Origin of the sequence: Bacillus sp. GMa5/1 (genome assembly GCF_050172015.1) — a bacterium.
In the GTDB taxonomy this organism is placed as follows: Bacteria; Bacillota; Bacilli; order Bacillales; family Bacillaceae_G; genus Bacillus_A; species Bacillus_A cereus.
The window spans coordinates 1-18613 of record NZ_JBNLYC010000057.1; the positions used below are offsets into that span (position 1 = coordinate 1).

Here is an 18613-nt window from a genome sequence, read left to right on the forward strand (position 1 = left end):
TTTTAACCATTTCCGTAATAATAAAAATACACTACCACAAATTATGTAAGAACTCACGAATGTGACAATTGCTATAAAAAATGAATGATGCATAGAAAAGGTCAGTACCATTAATAAGAAAGATACGAAGATTAAATCCAATAAAATAAAATACCCCGAACTTAAAACACTTTCTACTAATTGTAACTCCGATTCTAATTCCGAATATTTCAGTCTTTTATACAGTAATCTCACTTTCACTCACCTTCTATGAATTAATCAAAAAATGCAGCAAAGGCAATAACTAATAATAATGTTCCACTAATCAATGTACCAAACTGACCTAAAGTGAATTTACCGATGCGAACGTGAGCTATCTTTCTTCCCAACACAACTCCGCCCCATACTGTAATAAAACTACCAACTGCAGCTGCAATACAAACAGCAATTGGATTCAAACCGAACAAACCCGCTCCTAATCCATTTGTGAGCGCATTAGCAGATAAACCAATCCCAAGAAAAATAGACTCCACAAAACCGATTTCCCCAGATTTACCGATATTTTTCGTTAAGCCATTTATTTCAGTGTCCCCCACTTCTCCTTCAATCTCTTGCACCGAAACCTTCCGAGGAATTGCTAGTAAGATGATTCGGAGACCGATTATAACTAATAAGAACGAACCGATTACAATCGGCATTATCCCAGGTAAAATTTTTGATAGCCATAAGCCAAAATATATTCCTACTACACTAAATAAAAAGCAAATTACCGAAATAATAAAATTTGATAGATGACTAATTTTTATATTTCGAATGCCATAAGAAATTCCTACCCCTAAGTTGTCAATACTCGATGAAAACGTTAGTGCTAATACCATCATCCATGCTGCCATTTCGTTCACCCCTTCGTATTGTTGAACATCCCGGAAACTAACGTGACATACATAGCATGGAATAGGAATATAGGGAGAAAATAACTCCCTATATTCCTTCCACTTAACAGCTCTGTTTAAAAACGGGGTAGAGTGAACCACTTCATTATATTCATACGATGTACTTTTCCTTTTTCGCGAACGAATTGAAAAATATCTCCCGTAAAAGATCCCATTTTACTAGAAATTTCTTTTTGCATCGCTTTATTTTCCGATACCGCTTTTACACTTAAATCTAATGCTTGCTCAAAATGTTCTAACGCTTTCTCTAGGTGGTAATCTACATCTTGTTCAACAGCTTTATGCGTCATTTCTTACTTCCTCCTTTTCCTCAACCTTTGCAGCTGCTTCAATTATCTCTTGTTCATTAGAATGTTCTTCTTCAACATAAGAAAGTTCTTTCTCGAATTGTTTTTGCATTCTATCCATTTTCGCTTCTACAATAATATCTTCCACTTCTTCTTTAATCGTTTCAAAAGTAGACTTCACACCTTTTGCACCTGATTCAACAAGTGGACGGAGTGTATTTCTTACAACAGGTAATAAAGCGGCACTTGCTAACGCTAAAGTAGATCCAATAACAATTTTTCGTATCATTTTCATTACTCCTTTACACTGTTTTTAATAATGCTAGTTCATTAACTACCAACTTTTTCGAGTCATCATTCTTATATGAGATTAATTTAATAATAGGTTTTGAAATTTGAGACACTGTACCAGCTACAAAAAGAACAGGTACCCATTGCATAAATGTTAATGGAGCGGTATGGAATATACGAGCAAATGGCGGAACATATATAGCTGATAATAATACAAGCCAAGACGTTCCTAACGCCGTCACAAAGAAACGATCTTTTGACCAATCACGCATCGTTTCGTCCGATCCTTCTTGTCTCCAAGAGAATGTTTGAATAAGTTGACCGGCAACTAATGCTGCAAATGCTGATGTTTGCGCTACCGCAAGAGGCACGCCAACCGCTAAGCTCATACCGAATAAAGCAAGTGAACCTGCTCCAAGCAGTATTCCCCGCGTTACAACTTTTTTGTACAACTCTTTATCAACAATATCTTGACGTTTCGTTTGCTTCGTTTTGTTTCCAGGATTTACAGCTAAGATCATCGCTGGTAAAGCATCTGTAATAAGATTCATTAATAAAATTTGAATTGGTACTAACGGAATCGGCATTCCCGCAATAACTGCCGCACTTGTCACTAATACTTCAGCTAAATTTCCCGTCAATAAACATCCAACCGCTTTACGAATATTACCAATAATCGTTCTACCTTCTTTTACCCCTTCCACAATGGAACCGAAATGATCTTTTTTCAATATAAGATCCGCAGCTTCTTTCGTTACTTCTGTTCCTGTTTGCCCCATCGCAATACCAATGTTCGCTTTCTTTATAGCAGGTGTATCATTTACACCATCCCCAGTCATCGCTACAATTTGACCGTCCGCTTGGTATGCAGCTACTATACGTAACTTATGTGCCGGTGTTACGCGAGCAAAAACAGAAGTATTTTTTACAATTTCTTTTAATTGTTCATCTGTTACATTGTCGATTTCTACCCCTGTCAAAACACGATCATCACGATTCCAAATACCGGTCTGCTTCGCAATAGAAATTGCCGTAGTCGGATGATCCCCAGTAATCATGACAGGCTTTACACCAAGTTCAATCGCTTCACGAATACTCTCTTCCACTTCAGGTTTTGGCGGATCAATCATACCAACTAATCCAACAAAAATAAGGTCATCATTCTCAACATTACTATACGCAAAACCTAATACACGTAATGCCTGTTCTGCAAAACCTTCATTTTGTTGTAAAATGACCTCTTTTTCTTTATCACATAACGGATAGATTTCACCGTTATGTTGATACCATTTACATCTAGTAAGGATTGCCTCTACAGATCCTTTCGAAAACTTATACAATGATTCATTTTCCTTACAAACGACACTCATAATTTTCGTCTCAGAATCGAACGGTTCTTCATGATGTCGTTCAAATGATGCCATATCCTTATATGAAACACCCGCTTTAGAAGCAAAACTTAATAAAGCCCCTTCAGTTGGGTCACCTTTCACAATCCACTGATCGTCTTCATGTTCTAACTTACTATTATTACAAAGAACACTAATTTGCAGAACGCGAATAAAATCTGGATGTTCTAACGGCGTTTTTTCACTTTCATGATAAGTCGCTTCTTCTACTTCCATCTCTACAGCAGCTGCGACTTTAGACGACGTTACATCCGATATTGTACCAACTGGTTCATATCCATCACCCGATACACTCCACATACGATTTGGTGTGGCAATGACTTTAACTGTCATTTCATTCTTCGTAAGAGTACCTGTTTTATCAGAACAAATAACAGTTGTTCTACCTAACGTTTCTAAACTGGAAAGCTTCCGAACAAGTGCATTTTGCTTTTGCATACGAAAGATTCCTGCACTTAAAGCGATTGTAATCATAATCGGTAAACCTTCTGGCACAGCAGATGCTGTAAGAGCAACTGCTGTTGTAATCATTTGCGTAATCGGTAAACCGCGTAGCAATCCTGCTACAAGCACAATACCGCCAGCCACAAATGCTCCTTTAATAAAGGTTTTACTAATAGACGTCACCTTTTGCTGTAGTGGTGTAGGCTCTGTTTCTTCCCCCTTCATTAAGGAAATCATATAGCCCATCTCTGTACTCATCCCGGTTTCCACTACTATAGCTCTCGCCTTGCCGCGCGTTACGGATGTGCCCATAAAGAGCATATTATTCTGCTCCGCTAACGAAGATTCTTCCCCTACCGCATCCACTTTCTTTTCAACTGGTAGAGACTCACCCGTTAGCATCGCTTCATTAACTTCTAAATTCCAAGAGTCTATAATACGAAGATCCGCAGGTACGCGGTCTCCGGCTTGAAGGCAGACAACATCACCTGGGACGAGCTCACTACTTGCTACCTCTATCTCTTCCCCTTCACGGGTTACTATACAATTTGGCGCACGGAATTGATTTAAAGCTTCTACTACTTTTTCTGCTTTTCGCTCTTGAAGGGTTCCAATTACCGCATTGACGACGAGAATTGTCCCCATCGCTAATCCATCAAACACCCCGCCTGATAATACAGACAATCCAGCTGCTCCAAGTAAAATAAGCGATGTAAACTCTTTAAATTGCCCCATAAATGAAACAATCCAAGGAACAGACTGCTTCGGTTCAATTCTATTCATTCCATACTTTTCTTGTCGCATTTGCACTTCTCGAGCGCTTAGCCCTTGCTGTTTCTCCACTTGTAAATCTTTTATTACATCTTCTTGCGAGAGTGCATACCATTTTGTAGAAGTTTCTCTAGCTACCGAGTGGTTCATATTCAGTAACTTTTTATTAGAAAAAATCTTCTCACTTACTCGCTTCGCTCTAGATAAAAACGTTAAAGATAGAGCATTTGCCATTAAAGCGATAATAGGTGCCGTGAATATAGACCAAACAGCCAGCATCTCCCCGGCAATATTCCATATTTTCGCTACTCGAAAATGTTCTTTCACTAATAAATCGATTTGTTTCGCATAGGCGATTGACTGAAATATATTTTTCATTTCATAATAAGATACAGACGGAAATTCAATATTATCCTCACAAACAAATAATACTTCTTCCCCATCCGAACGAATACGCTCCACACGCTCTACAACATCACTATGTTGCCAACTTGCATCAATACCGTGCTGCGAAAGAACACTATGATTTACATGTAAACTATTTTGCAAAACTGCAAACTTCCACTGATTTCCACCTAATTCTTTCATTATTTCTGTGAATTCAGGTGTAATCGTCATTTTCGATCCAACTAACAATCCTACACATTTTTTACCTTTAGCAACGAACTGAACGTTAAATCCTTCTTTGCCAAGTCCTTTCGCTTCTAGCTCATAAGCACTTATATCCACACCATTTCGCTGCACAAATACTTTACTCCCGATAAAGGATGGAATGCCTTGTATGTCACCTTTTATCCCTTCGTCATCAACTTCGATTTCAAAAGCTTTCCTTAACGTTCTTCCTGTTTGCTTCGCTCGTTGCACAACTTCCTCTTTCCAATCATGCCCACTTTTCTCCAGCAGTGAGGCTGCCGTGCACCAAACTTGCCCTTCATCTTCTGAAATGCAGCTAATCTCCGCTTCTTCATGACAGAATATACGCGATACATCGTCAAATACGATTGTTCTCGTTCGGGACAGTTGAGATAACGATCCTTCATTTGGAATAAGATATCCTCTTTCCCTCGCAACGAGATCTCCTTGTCGCCATGCATACTCAGCAGACGAAACTGCAGGTTTCGGATTCGCAGCTAATAAAACCGCCATTCCGCGTAGTGGATTTCTCGTAAAGGCCCATGTTGCTCCCCCAAAAAGCATGCCCCATTTCGATTGCTTTTCACTGTATGCTTTAATCTCCGGGGATAAAATTCTTTCTTTATACGAATCTGTCTCTTCATTTATGTTCGCTTGACTACGCTTCCAATTTAAATAATTTAATAGACTAAGTCCCGCTAGTACGACGATATTTTCCCGCGCTAGTGCGAGTGCAAGCGTTCCTATGCCAAGCACTAGATCAGAATTCACTTTTTTGCTAGCAACCATTTTTTTGAATCCTCGTTTTAAAAACGGGTATCCCGTCAAAACAGATAAAGCCCCCGACAAGTAAAAAAGCCCTGGACTTCTAGCTAAAGCTGATCTTCCCATAAATAGTTGCTTTATACCGAACGCACCTAATCCAGCGACAGAAAGCGCTAGTGGCAATGGAACACCTTCACCTTTTTTCTCGTAAGAAATTACACTAGATGAAGAATCTTCTGCTTTCTTCGTTTCTTCAATATTGTTAAAGTTAGTATTCTTTGTAGTTTGTTCTTCTAGGAGTTTAATTATTTCACAAACGGTATGTAGAGAGGTCTTGTTGATATCGTAAGTAATCAGGGCTCTTCCTGTAGAGATAGAGGGACTCACTTGATAAATACCTTCCACGTCACGAAAACGTTCTACTATCAAGTTCGCCATGTCCAAGTTGTATTTTAGTTTATATATTTCAATTCGAATTCTTCCAGGTAACGATCGTATAAATCTCGTTTTTAATAATTTACTCTGCATCATCATCCTCCTTATCCTTGTAAAGGAAGTAAAATCACTTACTATCTAAGGAGTAACAGGTATGCTTTCGTAATCTACACTCTGCTCAGAATGATATGCATTTACACGAGACGCCCATTTTTCCTGGAATTTAGAAATAGTTGTCGGTACAGCTTCTACTGCTCCAATAATTGGCGATACTGTTTTTACTGCCACTTTACGTGCCGCTTCTTTTACTTTCGGTAAAGCTTCTTCCATTTCTGAACTAGCATTTTGAATTTGTTCTTTTGCACCGAGAAAAGCAGACACTGTTTTTACCGCTAGCTTTCTTAGCCCCTTTCTCGCTTTTGGTGACGCTAATATAACCGCTGCTACTCCAACCGCTATACCGATTGGTGATTTCATAAATTGAAACATGTACATTTCTCCTCACTTAATTTTTTTCGAATTTGTAAAGTGAATCAATCCTATCCTACCAAGTAAACATGTAATTCATTCCATCACACCCTTTTTTTGTAAAAAGTATATATAGAGTATATATTTACGTTTGCATTATTTCAACAATTTATTAGTTTTTTGCAAATTTTATGTTAATTCAAAAAATATTTTTGTAAACACTCCTATTCCTATGCCATTAAACAGGTAATATATTCCATGTTTTGTTACTCAATTGTTGAGATTATATTGAGAATTTATTTTGTTTTTTCGCAAATCACAAACTAAGACACGCACTTTTACGAAACAAATTTTATATACTATAAAAAATGCTACAAGGAGTGATTTTCATGAGCTTATCTTATTGGAAATACGCGATTCTTACTCATATCACTGCAAATTTCCGTACCTTTTTATTCAATATCATTGTCGCTATTTTAGGAGAAATCGCCCTCTTTCTTGTCCTCAGTTTTATTCCAAAAAGATTTCATAAATTTTTTGCATAAAAAAGCCTGAGTTCCTATCTATCGTAGAACTCAGGCCACTTAGCCTTATTAAATAATGGGAACTTGTTACATAGATTTCTCAATACCCAATCTGGTATTAGAGAGAATATATCAGCGATTTTTTGGATATATCAACGATTTTTCAAATATATCGATTGTTTCTTTCAATATATCAACGGTTCGACACAACATATCGATTTACCAACAAATTCCGACATGTTTTACATGCGAAATACCCCACATAACTTTATACAAAAAAGACGACCGAAGCCCGGTCGTCTTTTCCTATTTATTTCGGAGCATTTCCTACATATTGCGTAATATCAACATTTAATGCCTGTGCTAAACGCATACCGTATTCTTGATCTGCACGGAAGAAGTTACAAACAGCTAATAATTTTGTGCGTTCATTTACGTCTTTTAGATCATTTGTTAAGTTTGCAATTAAGTTATCTTGCTCTTCTTTAGAGAATGAACGGTAACGCTCACCTGCTTGTTTGAAGTCATTTGGTTTCTCAATTTTTTCACGAGATACATAGCCTTCTACTTTCATAGTTGAATCGCGGTAAGCTTTGTCTTCAACTGGATTCTCTGCATGACGACTCGGTTCGTAGTTGATTGTAGATGGGTTTTGATTCACTTGCATCGCACCATCACGTTGTTGATTATGAACAGCTGCGTATGGGCAGTTTACAGGAATTTGTAAGTAATTTGCACCAAGACGATAACGCTGTGTATCTGGGTAAGAGAATAAACGACCTTGTAATAATTTATCTTCCGATGGCTCAATACCATTTACAGTTGCACTTGGAGAGAACGCTACTTGCTCTACTTCTGCAAAGAAGTTTTTCGGATTACGATTTAACGTCATTGTCCCTACTTCCATTAATGGGAAGCGATCTTCTGGCCATACTTTCGTTGGATCTAGTGGATCAAAGTCTAAAGAGTCCATTTCATCTAATTGCATAACTTGTACGTGTAAATCCCATTTTGGGTAATTTCCTTTTTCGATTGCATCGAACAAGTCACGAGTTGCATGATTGAAGTCTTTCCCTTGTACTTCTTGCACTTCTTTCGCATTTAAGTTACGTACACCTTGCTGTGGTTTCCAGTGGTATTTAATATAAACAATTTTACCTTCTTCATTAATCCATTTAAATGAATGGACGCCGAAACCCTCCATTTCACGATAGCTTGCTGGTGTACCGTAATCAGAAAATACCCATGTCATCATATGTGTAGATTCTGGACTTAACGTCATGAAATCCCAATAACGATCTGGCGTTTGAATATTCGTATCAGGTGCTGGTTTTAAGGAATGTACCATATCAGGGAATTTAATTGCATCACGAATGAAGAAAACTGGTAAATGATTACCTACGATATCGTAGTTTCCTTCTTCTGTATAAAATTTAACAGCAAACCCACGTGGGTCACGTGCTGTTTCAGGAGAACCTTGACCATGAATAACCGTTGAAAAACGAACAAATACAGGCGTTTCAGTTCCTTCATTTTGTAAAAATGCTGCTTTCGTATATTGCTTCATACTATTTTTCGTTACGAATACACCGTGAGCACCTGCACCACGTGCATGCACAACACGCTCCGGAATACGTTCACGATCAAAGTGCGCAAGTTTTTCTACTAAATGATAGTCTTCTAATAATACTGGTCCACGACGACCAGCTGTACGAGAATTTTGGTTGTCTCCAACTGGAGCACCTTGGTTTGTTGTTAAGCGATTATTTGGATTCATCTAGGGGGATCCTCCTCTTTCTTTCGTAGTAATCATTATTTATTTAAAATTATTATAAATTAATTATTATTCAAAACTAAATCTTTGTCAACTATTTCCTTCACTTTTTTGGAAACAATTTCAGCCAAACAGTCGATAAATGCAGATTGTGCATTCGGCATATTTGGTCTGAAATATTTGGCATTTAATTCATCCGTTACAACTTTACATTCATAATCGTTGTCATATAAAACTTCTAAATGCTCCGCTACAAAACCAACTGGGCAATATACGAAAGATTCGTACCCATGCTCTTCATATAAATCTTTCGTTAAATCTTGCACATCTGGACCAATCCACGGATCTGGAGTATTCCCAGCACTTTGCCAACCGATTGTATAGTTTTGAATATTTGCAGCTTCTGCAATTAAATCTGCCGTATGCTTTAGTTGTTCTACATATGGGTCTCCTGCTGCAATAATTTTTTCTGGCAAACTATGCGCTGAAAAAATTACGACTGCTTTCTCTTTATTATCAATTTCTGTAAACATCTCTTTTATTTGGTCTGCCCAATACGAAATAAATTTCGGTTCATCATACCATTGTTCAATTGGTTCAATAACAGGACCACCGATTTCTTTTGAAAGACGAATAGCACGGTCATTATACGCTTTAATGCTAAATGTAGAGTAATGCGGCGCTAATACGATACTAATCGCTTGCTCGATCCCATCACGCTTCATTTCTTCTACAGCATCTTCTATAAATGGTGCAATATGTTTTAAACCTAAGTAACAAGTAAATTCATACTCTGTAAATATGTTATTCATTGAATCTGTTAATTTATGCGCCTGTTCTTTCGTAATTTTTGCAAGCGGTGAAATTCCACCAATCGCTTTATAGCGCCCAATTAAATCTTCAAGCGCTTCTTCTGATGGCGTACGCCCGTGACGGATATGTGTATAATATGCCTCTACATCGTCTAATGATTCTGGTGTTCCATACGCCATTACGAGTAAACCTATTCTTTTCTTTGTCATCTATCTAACACCTCAATTTTATAAATGAGAATCTTTTTCAGAACGTTTGTTTCCAATTATAACAAGTAATAATAAGTACGTCAAAATAATAATTCTAATTAAATATTATTTATAAGGTGATTTTGAATTTTATATGACAATTTCTTTAATAAAAAGCGACTTACATAATTGTAAGCCGCTTTTCCCTTATTCCTTAATATTTACCCCATATTCTTTAAACCAAACATGAATTTGTGCTAAATGAGCTAAAAGCTGTGGCCCAGTCATCAATTGACCAAACCATGGTGTTTGAAATGCACTGCCGCCAGACTGAATCAATCCGCTCAACTGCTCTTTATCAAACAGTTCGTGTAAAATTGAACCTTTATCCGTTAATAGATTTTGAAGCCATACTGTTACTGCGTTTGTATAGTGTGGATTGTGCGTTTTCGGATACGGACTCTTCTTTCTATATAAGATGTCATGCGGAAGTACATCTTCTAACGCTTTACGTAATAGACCTTTTTCGCGGTTTTTATACATTTTCATTTCCCAAGGAATATTCCACGCATATTCGACAAGACGATGATCTGCAAATGGAACACGTACTTCTAAACTTGCCCCCATACTCATGCGGTCTTTTCTGTCTAATAATGTTGTCATAAACCATACCATATTTAAATAAAATAATTGGCGTCTTTTTGCTTCTAGCGGACTTTCCCCCTCTAAAATAGGAACTTCTTGAATCGACTCTTCATAACGCCTTTGTACATATTGTTGTAAATTTAATTTATTTCTCCATTCTTTTTTTAGAAGTTGTTCACGTGCCTCTGTAGAACGCATCCATGGAAATGCACTCGATTGTAAATCATCTTCTCTATAAAACCACGGATATCCACCAAATATTTCATCTGCACATTCTCCAGATAAGCCAACGACAAAATCTTGTTTAATTTCTCGGCAAAACCATAATAATGACGAATCGATATCTGCCATACCAGGCAAATCACGAACAAGTACTGCTTCAGTTAAATACTCTGCTAATTTTTCATTCGAAATGACGCAGCGATGATGGGTTGTTTGAAATGTCTCAGTCATTAAATTAATAAACGGAGCATCTGAATTTGGCTGGAATGCATTTGCTTTAAAGTATTTGTCATTATCTTCGTAATCAATAGAATACGTGTGTAATTGCCCTTTTCCCGATCTCTCATATTCTTTCGCTGCAATAGCTGTAATAGCGCTCGAATCTACACCACCTGATAAAAAAGTACATAGTGGTACATCAGAAACAAGCTGTCTTGTAATAGCATCTTGTAGTAAAAAGCGCGTTTTCTCTACTGTTTCTTCAAAAGAGTCTTCATGTTTTTTACTTTCTACATTCCAATATCTCCATATACACAAACCGTTCTTTGAAAATGTCATCGCATGACCTGGACGTAATTCTTTTATACCAGCATAAATACCGTGGCCAGGCGTTCTTGACGGTCCGAGTCCGAATATTTCTGATAACCCTTCTAATGTTACTTCCGCCTTCACATCTGGATGCGACAATATCGCTTTTAACTCCGAACCAAATAGTAAGCGTCCGCTATCATATTTATAAAAAAGTGGCTTTACACCTAATCGATCTCTCGCAATAAATACTTGTTCTTTCTGTTCATCCCATACTGCAAACGCATATATACCGTTTAAATGATCGACACATTCTTCTTTCCATTCAATATAAGAAGCTAATAATACTTCTGTATCAGAATGACCTTTGAACGTATACCCTCTTCTTAATAATTCCTTTCGAATGTCTTCTGTGTTATAAAGTTCACCGTTATAGCAAATGGCATAATTCGTTTCATCTTTTAAACAAGTCATCGGTTGTTTCCCCCCCTCAGGATCAACAACAATTAACCGTTTATGCCCAAATGCGACATTTCCTTTAATCCAAACTTTATTATCATCCGGCCCCCGCTTCGCTAACGTCTCAGCCATCTTCGTAACGACATCTCTTTCTCCTTCTAATGAGCGTTTATAATCCACCCATCCTGTAATCCCGCACATATAAATCATCCTTCCATCTTATTTCTTTTCTTGAACGTGCAGTAATCCCCACCCTAAGAGTGCGGATCAAAAAATGAAAAACTTGACGATAACCTACTATCCACATATGGAATAGCATTCTCACTCAGTAAAACGTGTTTTATTGTATGCCCACCTATGTCTAGATGTGTCTAGTTATAAAGAACGCACGAACTGTCTATAACAGGAATAACTACTTTTCATAAAGGAGAAATCGTATATGATACAACGTAAACATATTTTATATAACCAGCCCCGTGCTCATACAGTCGGTAATGTAGAATATATAAACAATGAATGGGTATTCTTTGATGATGAAAATGATGAAGCGTTTCTATTAGAAGATATTGCCGAAGATGGGTTTGAAATTTTGTATAATAACAATTGGTTACCAGCCCGTTTCTATGAACAAGATGTATTACAAATCGCCAACGAGCAACACCATTTGCAAAATGGTGAAATGGTACGTATTCGAAAAAAGTTACTTCTTAGCTATAATGAATGGCTCGAGGAATTACCTGACTCTGTCTTCACATTATTAACTGAATCATTGCAATCACTTCACTACTCTTTATATGATTGCATGTATTGTCATAATTATTTATCCTTCTTACCGAAAGAGGAGTCACGCGAAGGAGTAAATATTCTTTTGTTTGATAACGACGAAATGATCTGTACACTGCAGCACCATTTCGTACGTCACACTACATCAAATAAAAATATGTTCCGTTTTACGAAAGTAAATGGAGAAGAGTTGCATATCGATGCGACATAAAAAATAAAAACCACCTTATCTCCCAAGTCTTTGAGATTATAAGGTGGTTTTATTTTTATTTGAATACGTACCAGCCAAGTGGCAATTTCAGTCCTAAGTATAATACTGCTACTAGCGCAACAATAAATAAGCCCCAAACCGCCCCTGTTGGTTTGTTTTTGCTCATTTTTACAAGAACCATTTCCATTCCGCCGATAACTAAAATACCAGCTAACATTTTTAAGCCATACCACATGTGCATGCTACCTGTTGCTGTCTTCACAATACTCATGTACAACATGAAGCCTGTCACAATAATGATGATATACATTAGGCGAAGCCCCATATGTACACCTTTACCTTTTCTTCCTGCTGAATAAAGTGAATACGCAACGAAGAATAAAATTAAACCTAACGCCCATGCTGTAATATGCATATGTACCATCGTATTCCTTACCTCCTCTTTTCACACTTTTTCATCCTATATGATAACATGTTCATTTATTTTCAGGAAATGTTTCGCTTTTTTACATTTAAATGATATAATATTTAGAGTATTTACAAACTTCTTGTAATAACAAAAGGGGGAACAATCATGATTCAAACTAAGGATATTATCGAACTTACAGACACATACGGAGCAAATAACTATCACCCACTTCCAATCGTTATTTCTAAAGCAGAAGGTGTTTGGGTAGAAGATCCTGAAGGAAACCGCTATATGGACTTATTAAGTGCATATTCTGCAGTAAACCAAGGTCATCGTCACCCGAAAATTATTAACGCTTTAATTGACCAAGCTAATCGTGTTACGTTAACTTCTCGTGCTTTCCATAGCGATCAATTAGGTCCTTGGTACGAAAAAGTTGCGAAACTAACTAATAAAGAAATGGTACTTCCAATGAATACAGGTGCTGAAGCTGTTGAAACTGCAATTAAAACAGTTCGTCGCTGGGCTTATGATGTGAAGAAAGTAGAAGCAAACCGCGCTGAAATCATCGTTTGTGAAGATAACTTCCACGGACGTACAATGGGTTCTGTTTCTATGTCTTCAAATGAAGAGTACAAGCGTGGATTCGGTCCAATGCTTCCTGGCATCGTTGTAATTCCTTACGGTGATTTAGAAGCATTAAAAGCCGCAATTACACCAAACACAGCAGCATTCATTTTAGAGCCAATTCAAGGTGAAGCAGGAATTAACATCCCACCAGCTGGTTACTTAAAAGAAGCTTTTGAAGTATGTAAAAAAGAAAACGTTTTATTTGTAGCAGATGAAATCCAAACTGGCTTAGGCCGTACTGGTAAAGTATTTGCTTGTGACTGGGACAATGTAACTCCTGACATGTACATACTTGGTAAAGCACTTGGCGGCGGCGTATTCCCAATCTCTTGCGTAGCAGCAAACCGCGACATTTTAGGCGTATTCGAGCCAGGTTCTCACGGTTCTACATTCGGTGGTAACCCACTTGCATGTGCTGTTTCTATCGCAGCTCTTGAAGTGTTAGAAGAAGAAAAATTAACAGAGCGTTCTCTTCAATTAGGTGAAAAATTAGTTGGGCAATTAAAAGAGATTGATAACCCAATGATCACTGAAGTTCGCGGTAAAGGTTTATTCATCGGTATCGAATTAAACGAACCAGCTCGTCCTTACTGTGAACAACTAAAAGCAGCTGGTCTACTATGTAAAGAAACACATGAAAACGTAATTCGTATCGCACCACCTCTAGTAATCTCTGAAGAAGATTTAGAGTGGGCATTCCAAAAAATTAAAGCTGTATTATCGTAATGATAGAGAGGTTGTCCGACATGTTGGGACAACCTCTTTCTTTTTATATTCATTTATATTAAGGTATTTTTGTAATTTTCTGTATTTTAAAATCGTAAAGGAGGTGCGATATGCTATTAAGATATGGTAAACATATTAACTATTTAGCTACATCTTTTATTTTAGTTACATTCTTTGGCTTCCTACTTTCCACAACATGGCTTACTCACTACTCAACTCCTACTACATTCACACTACTGAAAGCATCATTTTGGACTGCTGTTATTCTTACTATCATTGGTTTTGGACGAGAAAAAAGCGCACTTACAGTTATACTATTTGGCATTTGTACACTTGCATTCATTGGTCTTTACACTTTTTCCGTTATTGATTACCTCTATAACCCAAGGCCATAAAAAAGAGCTATCTTTTAACAAGATAGCTCTTTTCTTCACTTCACTACATTTCGCAAAGTACCAATTCCTTCTACTGTAATAACCACTTCATCACCAGCATGTAAAAACTTCGGTGGTGTGAAACCTTTTCCGACACCAGCCGGGGTTCCTGTTGCGATAATATCGCCTGGTTCTAAAGTCATTCCTTTACTTATCGTTGAAATAATTTCTTCTATTGAAAAAATCATTTTATTTGTGTTGGAAGTTTGCCTTACTTCTCCATTTACTACTGTTTCAATGTGTAATGCATTCGGCGCATTAACCACCGATTTATGAATTAAATACGGTCCCATCGGACAAAATGTATCGAAGCTTTTCCCAAGGAAAAACTGTTTATGTTTTCTTTGAATGTCTCGAGCTGTTACATCATTGATAATCGTATAACCAAAAACATGCTCAAGCGCTTTTTCTTTTTTAATTTGTTTCCCTCGCTTACCAATAATGATAGCTAATTCTCCTTCGTAATCTAGTTCGTCCGTTGCATGAGGGTGACCATTAATTTGCTCATTTATGCCAATAACTGTTGTTGGTGCTTTCGTAAAAATCATTATATTTTCTGGAATAGACTCTATTCCGCCCATTTCTATGGCATGCTCACGATAGTTTTTTCCAACGCACAAAATATTCTTTCTTGGCCTTGGAATCGGTGCTAATATTTTCACCTCTGTTAACGGATAATACGCCGCTTCCCCGTTCTCTTTTGCCCAATTTACAATTTCACATACTTTCTCAAAGCATTCAGTTCCTCTTTCAATACACTCTAACATTGTAATAGGGATTGTAACCTTTTCCCCTTTTTGTCTTTGCGCTTCTCTTAAGTGTAATACCTTTTTTTCTTCTTCATCCACAATACCTACAAATACCTTTTCTTCTTTCTTCGCCGTTACAAAACGCAATATTTCCACTCTCCATCCTAAAACTCATGCCCTTTAATTGTATTCGCATCCGTAAGAAAAAAACCTTCTCATACACGCTAATTTTTACAATATTCTTCTCATACCCTATTCGTTACGCCTTTATATTTGGCATAAAATGTAGAAATTTTACTTTTTTTAGCGAAGGTATTTCTTTTTTATGGAGTTTTTGTATAATATGTACTACATATATACTAAAAATTTCATTTAGAGATGGAGCCGATTTCAATGTTTGAGCAAGCGATTGAAAAAAAACGTGAAAAAATGATTTATTTTGCTGAACGCTATGGAATGACTTCTCAAAAAACAGTGGATTGTAGCCAAGAACTGGACAGGCTCTTAAATGTAATTTGGCATGTACATACGGATTTTCACCCAAATCAAACACTCGACACACACACGCAATAGCGTGTGTGTGTCTTTTATTTCAAAAAAACACACATTTTATTGAAAACGCCCATACAATAGTAGAAAAGAAAATTTTAAAAACGAAGGGTGTTTTATATGCCAGCTATGGTCGGACATATTCGTATCGTCAATATTGGATCAAGTGGTATTTTTCATATTGGAGATGTATTTGCGATTAGGCCTATTAGTTACTCACGTGCTTTCGCCGGGGCCGGCTCTTTCAACGTTGGAGACAATGTTTCTGTCTACAATTATCAAAGTGCAACGACTGTCAACGATTCAGATGTAATCGATCAAGCGATAATTGGCTCAACTTAAAGGAGGCAATTGCATTGAATTTTTATGTAAACCAAAGTATCATCATTAACAGCATTAAAATTGATAGCATTACAACCTCTTCTGTGTTCCAAATTGGTACTGCCGGAAGTATTAAAGCCCTATCTAAATTTTCAAATACGGGCGGATTTACGGAGCCGCTTCGCCCATTACAGGCGAAAGGACAAATTATTTCTATCAAACCATCAACTAGTTCTTCTTAAGACATCCTTGTCATAAATATATAGCAGGAATATTTTTACCCTCCCTATTGAAAAGGAGGTTTCACAAATGAATCAAGATATATATACTTACTTACACCAACTTCAACAAGCTCTTCAAACACAACAAGCAGCCATCCTGAATTTAGAAGATCAAGTGCGCCAACTCCAAGAAGAGCTTAACGAATTAAAAAATCGCCCCTCCTCTTCTGTAGGAAAAGTGGAATACAAATTCGATCAATTAAAAGTCGAAAATTTAAATGGTACTTTAAATATTGGTTTAAACCCATTTTCAGCAAAAGGACAACAAATTGAAGATTTTCAAGTGGATACAGAAACATTGAAGGTAAACCCTGAAACTGAAACAAACCCAGACTTTTATCAAGGTATCCTCCAAGAAATGCATCGATACTTAGATGAAGAAGCATATAATCGTATTCTCCATTTTGAACAAGAAGAGCGAACACCGCTTGATGAAATGTATCGACAAATGATGGTGGATGACATAAAAAAACAGATGGAGCATCGACTCCCTTATTATTTATCACAAGCGCAATCATATGAAGGTATTTCAACAGATCCAGATTATTTACGAGATATCATTATTCAGGCAATGAAACAAGATATTGACAAAGCCTTTCTCTCCTTTATTCAGCACATACCGGGAAATTTCCGAAAGGAGTAAGTATGTATGAACCTTAACGTTGTAAACCGTGAGTTAAAAGTCGGACAGATTAAAATGAACGGTGTATCGTCGTCCGCACTCTTTTTAATTGGAGATGCAAATCTCCTCATTCTATCTTCTATTCTCGATACACCATTTGAAACAGTTACAGAGGGTCCATTTGTACCATTAGTAACAGATGTCCCTCCTACTCCAGGTTAAGGAGACTGAGAAATTATGTTGCATCATGTGTCTATTGTCCAAAATGTTTCTATTATTTCTTTAGGGATTGCTGCTGTATTTCAAGTTGGAGATGCAAACCAAATGGAATTAAAAAGTAGAGCTATTGCCGTCCACCGTGAAATTCCTTTTTATATACGAGGAGAAGGTCGCTTTGATGCTTTTGAAATCTTTACAGATGAACACATTACAATTCCAAAACGAACGACAGATGTAAAATTAAACATTGTAAATGAATGCCCTTTTATTGAAGTTAATAACGTTGAATTACGCACACTTTTAAATTCTGGTTGCTTTCAAATTGGAAATGTTGATTATGGTTTTAATAACTCTCGTATTATACAAATCCGCCAATATATTACGGATGAACCTTCCGCACAATAATTCATATAGTAATTAAAAAGCTTAGTAAAGTAGGTGGATGGTATGCCTTCGGTTGTAGGAAATCTCGTCGTGCAAAACAGTAACGGCTCTTTCAACTTAGGAGATTTTTATAACGTATCTCCGAAAGAAAACACGAAAGCCTATAACGGATCTGGAGCTTCCAATGTTGGGTTTGTCGTGAATACGTTTAACGGTGTTAGTGCAACGAATACATTTGATTCTGATGTGGCAGATCAAGATCAGATTGGAACAGCGTAAAAAAAGTAGGAGATATTCTCCTACTTTTTTCTTTTATCTAATTCAAAATTATTAAAATAAAATTTTAATAAGCAAGAGCTTTACTGTCCACAAATAGTGGCATAAACAAGTAAGTAGTGAAGAGGCACTATTTCATTTTATTTAAATGATAACCCGCTCTCCTCCAAAGCCCTCCTAAGCTTCGGCAAAGACGCAGGTCCCATACCATGCAGTTTTAATATTTCTTTTTCACTATATTTTGAGAGTTCTTCTACAGTTTGAATTCCATGGTGTTCTAATGCCCTTCTTGCTGGCGCTGAAAGAAGAGAGAGAAAACCTTCTTTTGGTTTTCTCTCTTTCTCACAGACTGGGCAAGTTGGACAATCGCTACTTTTATAGTACTCGTGTCCCTGTTCACAAGTTCTTAACGTTTTTTCCGTTACCATTTT

Annotated in this window: 23 protein-coding genes; 11 read left to right on the forward strand and 12 right to left on the reverse strand. The window is 37.0% G+C overall.

Annotation, left to right across the window (positions count from 1 at the left end; translation table 11 throughout):
• The 6 genes from ACQGSG_RS15090 to ACQGSG_RS15115 all read right to left on the reverse strand — a co-directional run.
• Positions 1-234, reverse strand: a 234-nt coding sequence (locus ACQGSG_RS15090) for a hypothetical protein (protein ID WP_001238640.1), incomplete at its 3' end; no start/stop codon positions are given.
• A gap of 20 nt (positions 235-254) precedes the next feature.
• The gene (ytaF, locus tag ACQGSG_RS15095; RefSeq protein ID WP_232487516.1) at positions 255-872 is read right to left on the reverse strand and encodes a sporulation membrane protein YtaF; all 618 of its coding nucleotides are present in this window, start codon (positions 870-872) and stop codon (positions 255-257) included.
• 116 nt (positions 873-988) lie between these two features.
• Positions 989-1222, reverse strand: coding sequence for a hypothetical protein (locus ACQGSG_RS15100; protein ID WP_000148973.1), 234 nt, complete (start codon positions 1220-1222; stop codon positions 989-991).
• The gene (locus tag ACQGSG_RS15105; RefSeq protein ID WP_000619724.1) at positions 1212-1508 is read right to left on the reverse strand and encodes a hypothetical protein; all 297 of its coding nucleotides are present in this window, start codon (positions 1506-1508) and stop codon (positions 1212-1214) included. The genes ACQGSG_RS15100 and ACQGSG_RS15105 overlap by 11 nt, the downstream gene beginning before the upstream one ends.
• 13 nt (positions 1509-1521) lie before the next feature.
• On the reverse strand, positions 1522-6060 hold the full coding sequence (locus ACQGSG_RS15110; RefSeq protein ID WP_426947578.1) for an HAD-IC family P-type ATPase: 4539 nt from the start codon (positions 6058-6060) through the stop codon (positions 1522-1524).
• Positions 6061-6105: 45 nt separating this feature from the next.
• Positions 6106-6456, reverse strand: a complete 351-nt coding sequence (locus ACQGSG_RS15115) for a YtxH domain-containing protein (protein ID WP_000486133.1) — start codon at positions 6454-6456, stop codon at positions 6106-6108.
• Between the two features lie 368 nt (positions 6457-6824).
• Between ACQGSG_RS15115 and ACQGSG_RS15120 the strand changes: the two genes are divergently transcribed.
• Positions 6825-6980, forward strand: a complete 156-nt coding sequence (locus tag ACQGSG_RS15120) for a hypothetical protein (protein ID WP_023901154.1) — start codon at positions 6825-6827, stop codon at positions 6978-6980.
• A gap of 289 nt (positions 6981-7269) precedes the next feature.
• Here ACQGSG_RS15120 and katB read toward each other — a convergent pair whose 3' ends face one another.
• From katB to asnB, 3 genes are all read right to left on the reverse strand, one after another.
• Positions 7270-8736: a catalase KatB gene (gene katB / locus ACQGSG_RS15125; RefSeq protein WP_001069180.1), complete on the reverse strand. Its 1467-nt coding sequence runs from the start codon at positions 8734-8736 to the stop codon at positions 7270-7272.
• Positions 8737-8795: 59 nt separating this feature from the next.
• Positions 8796-9755: a ferrochelatase gene (hemH, locus tag ACQGSG_RS15130; protein ID WP_000163131.1), complete on the reverse strand. Its 960-nt coding sequence runs from the start codon at positions 9753-9755 to the stop codon at positions 8796-8798.
• A 186-nt stretch (positions 9756-9941) separates the two neighbouring features.
• A complete protein-coding gene (gene asnB, locus ACQGSG_RS15135; protein WP_000334004.1) occupies positions 9942-11789 on the reverse strand; it encodes an asparagine synthase (glutamine-hydrolyzing) in 1848 nt (615 codons plus the stop codon).
• Between the two features lie 238 nt (positions 11790-12027).
• Here asnB and ACQGSG_RS15140 point away from each other — a divergent pair, with 238 nt between their 5' ends.
• Complete coding sequence (locus ACQGSG_RS15140) at positions 12028-12582, forward strand: DUF2777 domain-containing protein (RefSeq protein WP_000616049.1); 555 nt, start codon at positions 12028-12030, stop codon at positions 12580-12582.
• A 55-nt stretch (positions 12583-12637) separates the two neighbouring features.
• Here ACQGSG_RS15140 and ACQGSG_RS15145 read toward each other — a convergent pair whose 3' ends face one another.
• Positions 12638-13006, reverse strand: coding sequence for a YisL family protein (locus ACQGSG_RS15145; protein ID WP_000233495.1), 369 nt, complete (start codon positions 13004-13006; stop codon positions 12638-12640).
• A 150-nt stretch (positions 13007-13156) separates the two neighbouring features.
• On the opposite strand from ACQGSG_RS15145, the gene rocD reads away from it, so the two are divergent.
• Both rocD and ACQGSG_RS15155 read left to right on the forward strand, forming a co-directional pair.
• Complete coding sequence (rocD, locus tag ACQGSG_RS15150) at positions 13157-14347, forward strand: ornithine aminotransferase (protein ID WP_000616658.1); 1191 nt, start codon at positions 13157-13159, stop codon at positions 14345-14347.
• Between the two features lie 110 nt (positions 14348-14457).
• Complete coding sequence (locus ACQGSG_RS15155; RefSeq protein ID WP_000926864.1) at positions 14458-14742, forward strand: hypothetical protein; 285 nt, start codon at positions 14458-14460, stop codon at positions 14740-14742.
• Positions 14743-14777: 35 nt separating this feature from the next.
• Here ACQGSG_RS15155 and ACQGSG_RS15160 read toward each other — a convergent pair whose 3' ends face one another.
• Positions 14778-15677 (reverse strand): fumarylacetoacetate hydrolase family protein, encoded by a 900-nt coding sequence (locus tag ACQGSG_RS15160; protein ID WP_001213086.1) that lies wholly within the window; start codon positions 15675-15677, stop codon positions 14778-14780.
• A gap of 246 nt (positions 15678-15923) precedes the next feature.
• On the opposite strand from ACQGSG_RS15160, the gene ACQGSG_RS15165 reads away from it, so the two are divergent.
• The 7 genes from ACQGSG_RS15165 (at position 15924) to gerPF (ending at position 18185) form a co-directional block, all read left to right on the forward strand.
• Positions 15924-16103, forward strand: coding sequence for an aspartyl-phosphate phosphatase Spo0E family protein (locus tag ACQGSG_RS15165; RefSeq protein WP_000462845.1), 180 nt, complete (start codon positions 15924-15926; stop codon positions 16101-16103).
• Between the two features lie 96 nt (positions 16104-16199).
• Positions 16200-16421: a spore germination protein GerPA gene (gerPA, locus tag ACQGSG_RS15170; protein WP_001111187.1), complete on the forward strand. Its 222-nt coding sequence runs from the start codon at positions 16200-16202 to the stop codon at positions 16419-16421.
• Positions 16422-16435: 14 nt separating this feature from the next.
• Positions 16436-16642 (forward strand): spore germination protein GerPB, encoded by a 207-nt coding sequence (gene gerPB, locus ACQGSG_RS15175; RefSeq protein ID WP_001012508.1) that lies wholly within the window; start codon positions 16436-16438, stop codon positions 16640-16642.
• 67 nt (positions 16643-16709) lie between these two features.
• Positions 16710-17324 carry a spore germination protein GerPC gene (gerPC, locus tag ACQGSG_RS15180; protein WP_001070760.1) on the forward strand — a complete coding sequence of 205 codons (615 nt, stop codon included), beginning with the start codon at positions 16710-16712 and terminating at the stop codon, positions 17322-17324.
• Positions 17325-17330: 6 nt separating this feature from the next.
• Positions 17331-17525: a spore germination protein GerPD gene (gene gerPD, locus ACQGSG_RS15185; RefSeq protein WP_001052807.1), complete on the forward strand. Its 195-nt coding sequence runs from the start codon at positions 17331-17333 to the stop codon at positions 17523-17525.
• Between the two features lie 15 nt (positions 17526-17540).
• Complete coding sequence (locus tag ACQGSG_RS15190) at positions 17541-17927, forward strand: spore germination protein GerPE (RefSeq protein ID WP_000902319.1); 387 nt, start codon at positions 17541-17543, stop codon at positions 17925-17927.
• Positions 17928-17969: 42 nt separating this feature from the next.
• The gene (gene gerPF / locus ACQGSG_RS15195; RefSeq protein ID WP_001141566.1) at positions 17970-18185 is read left to right on the forward strand and encodes a spore germination protein GerPF; all 216 of its coding nucleotides are present in this window, start codon (positions 17970-17972) and stop codon (positions 18183-18185) included.
• A 137-nt stretch (positions 18186-18322) separates the two neighbouring features.
• Here gerPF and ACQGSG_RS15200 read toward each other — a convergent pair whose 3' ends face one another.
• Positions 18323-18610 carry an RNA polymerase alpha subunit C-terminal domain-containing protein gene (locus ACQGSG_RS15200; protein WP_000255727.1) on the reverse strand — a complete coding sequence of 96 codons (288 nt, stop codon included), beginning with the start codon at positions 18608-18610 and terminating at the stop codon, positions 18323-18325.
• Between the last annotated feature and the right edge of the window lie 3 nt (positions 18611-18613).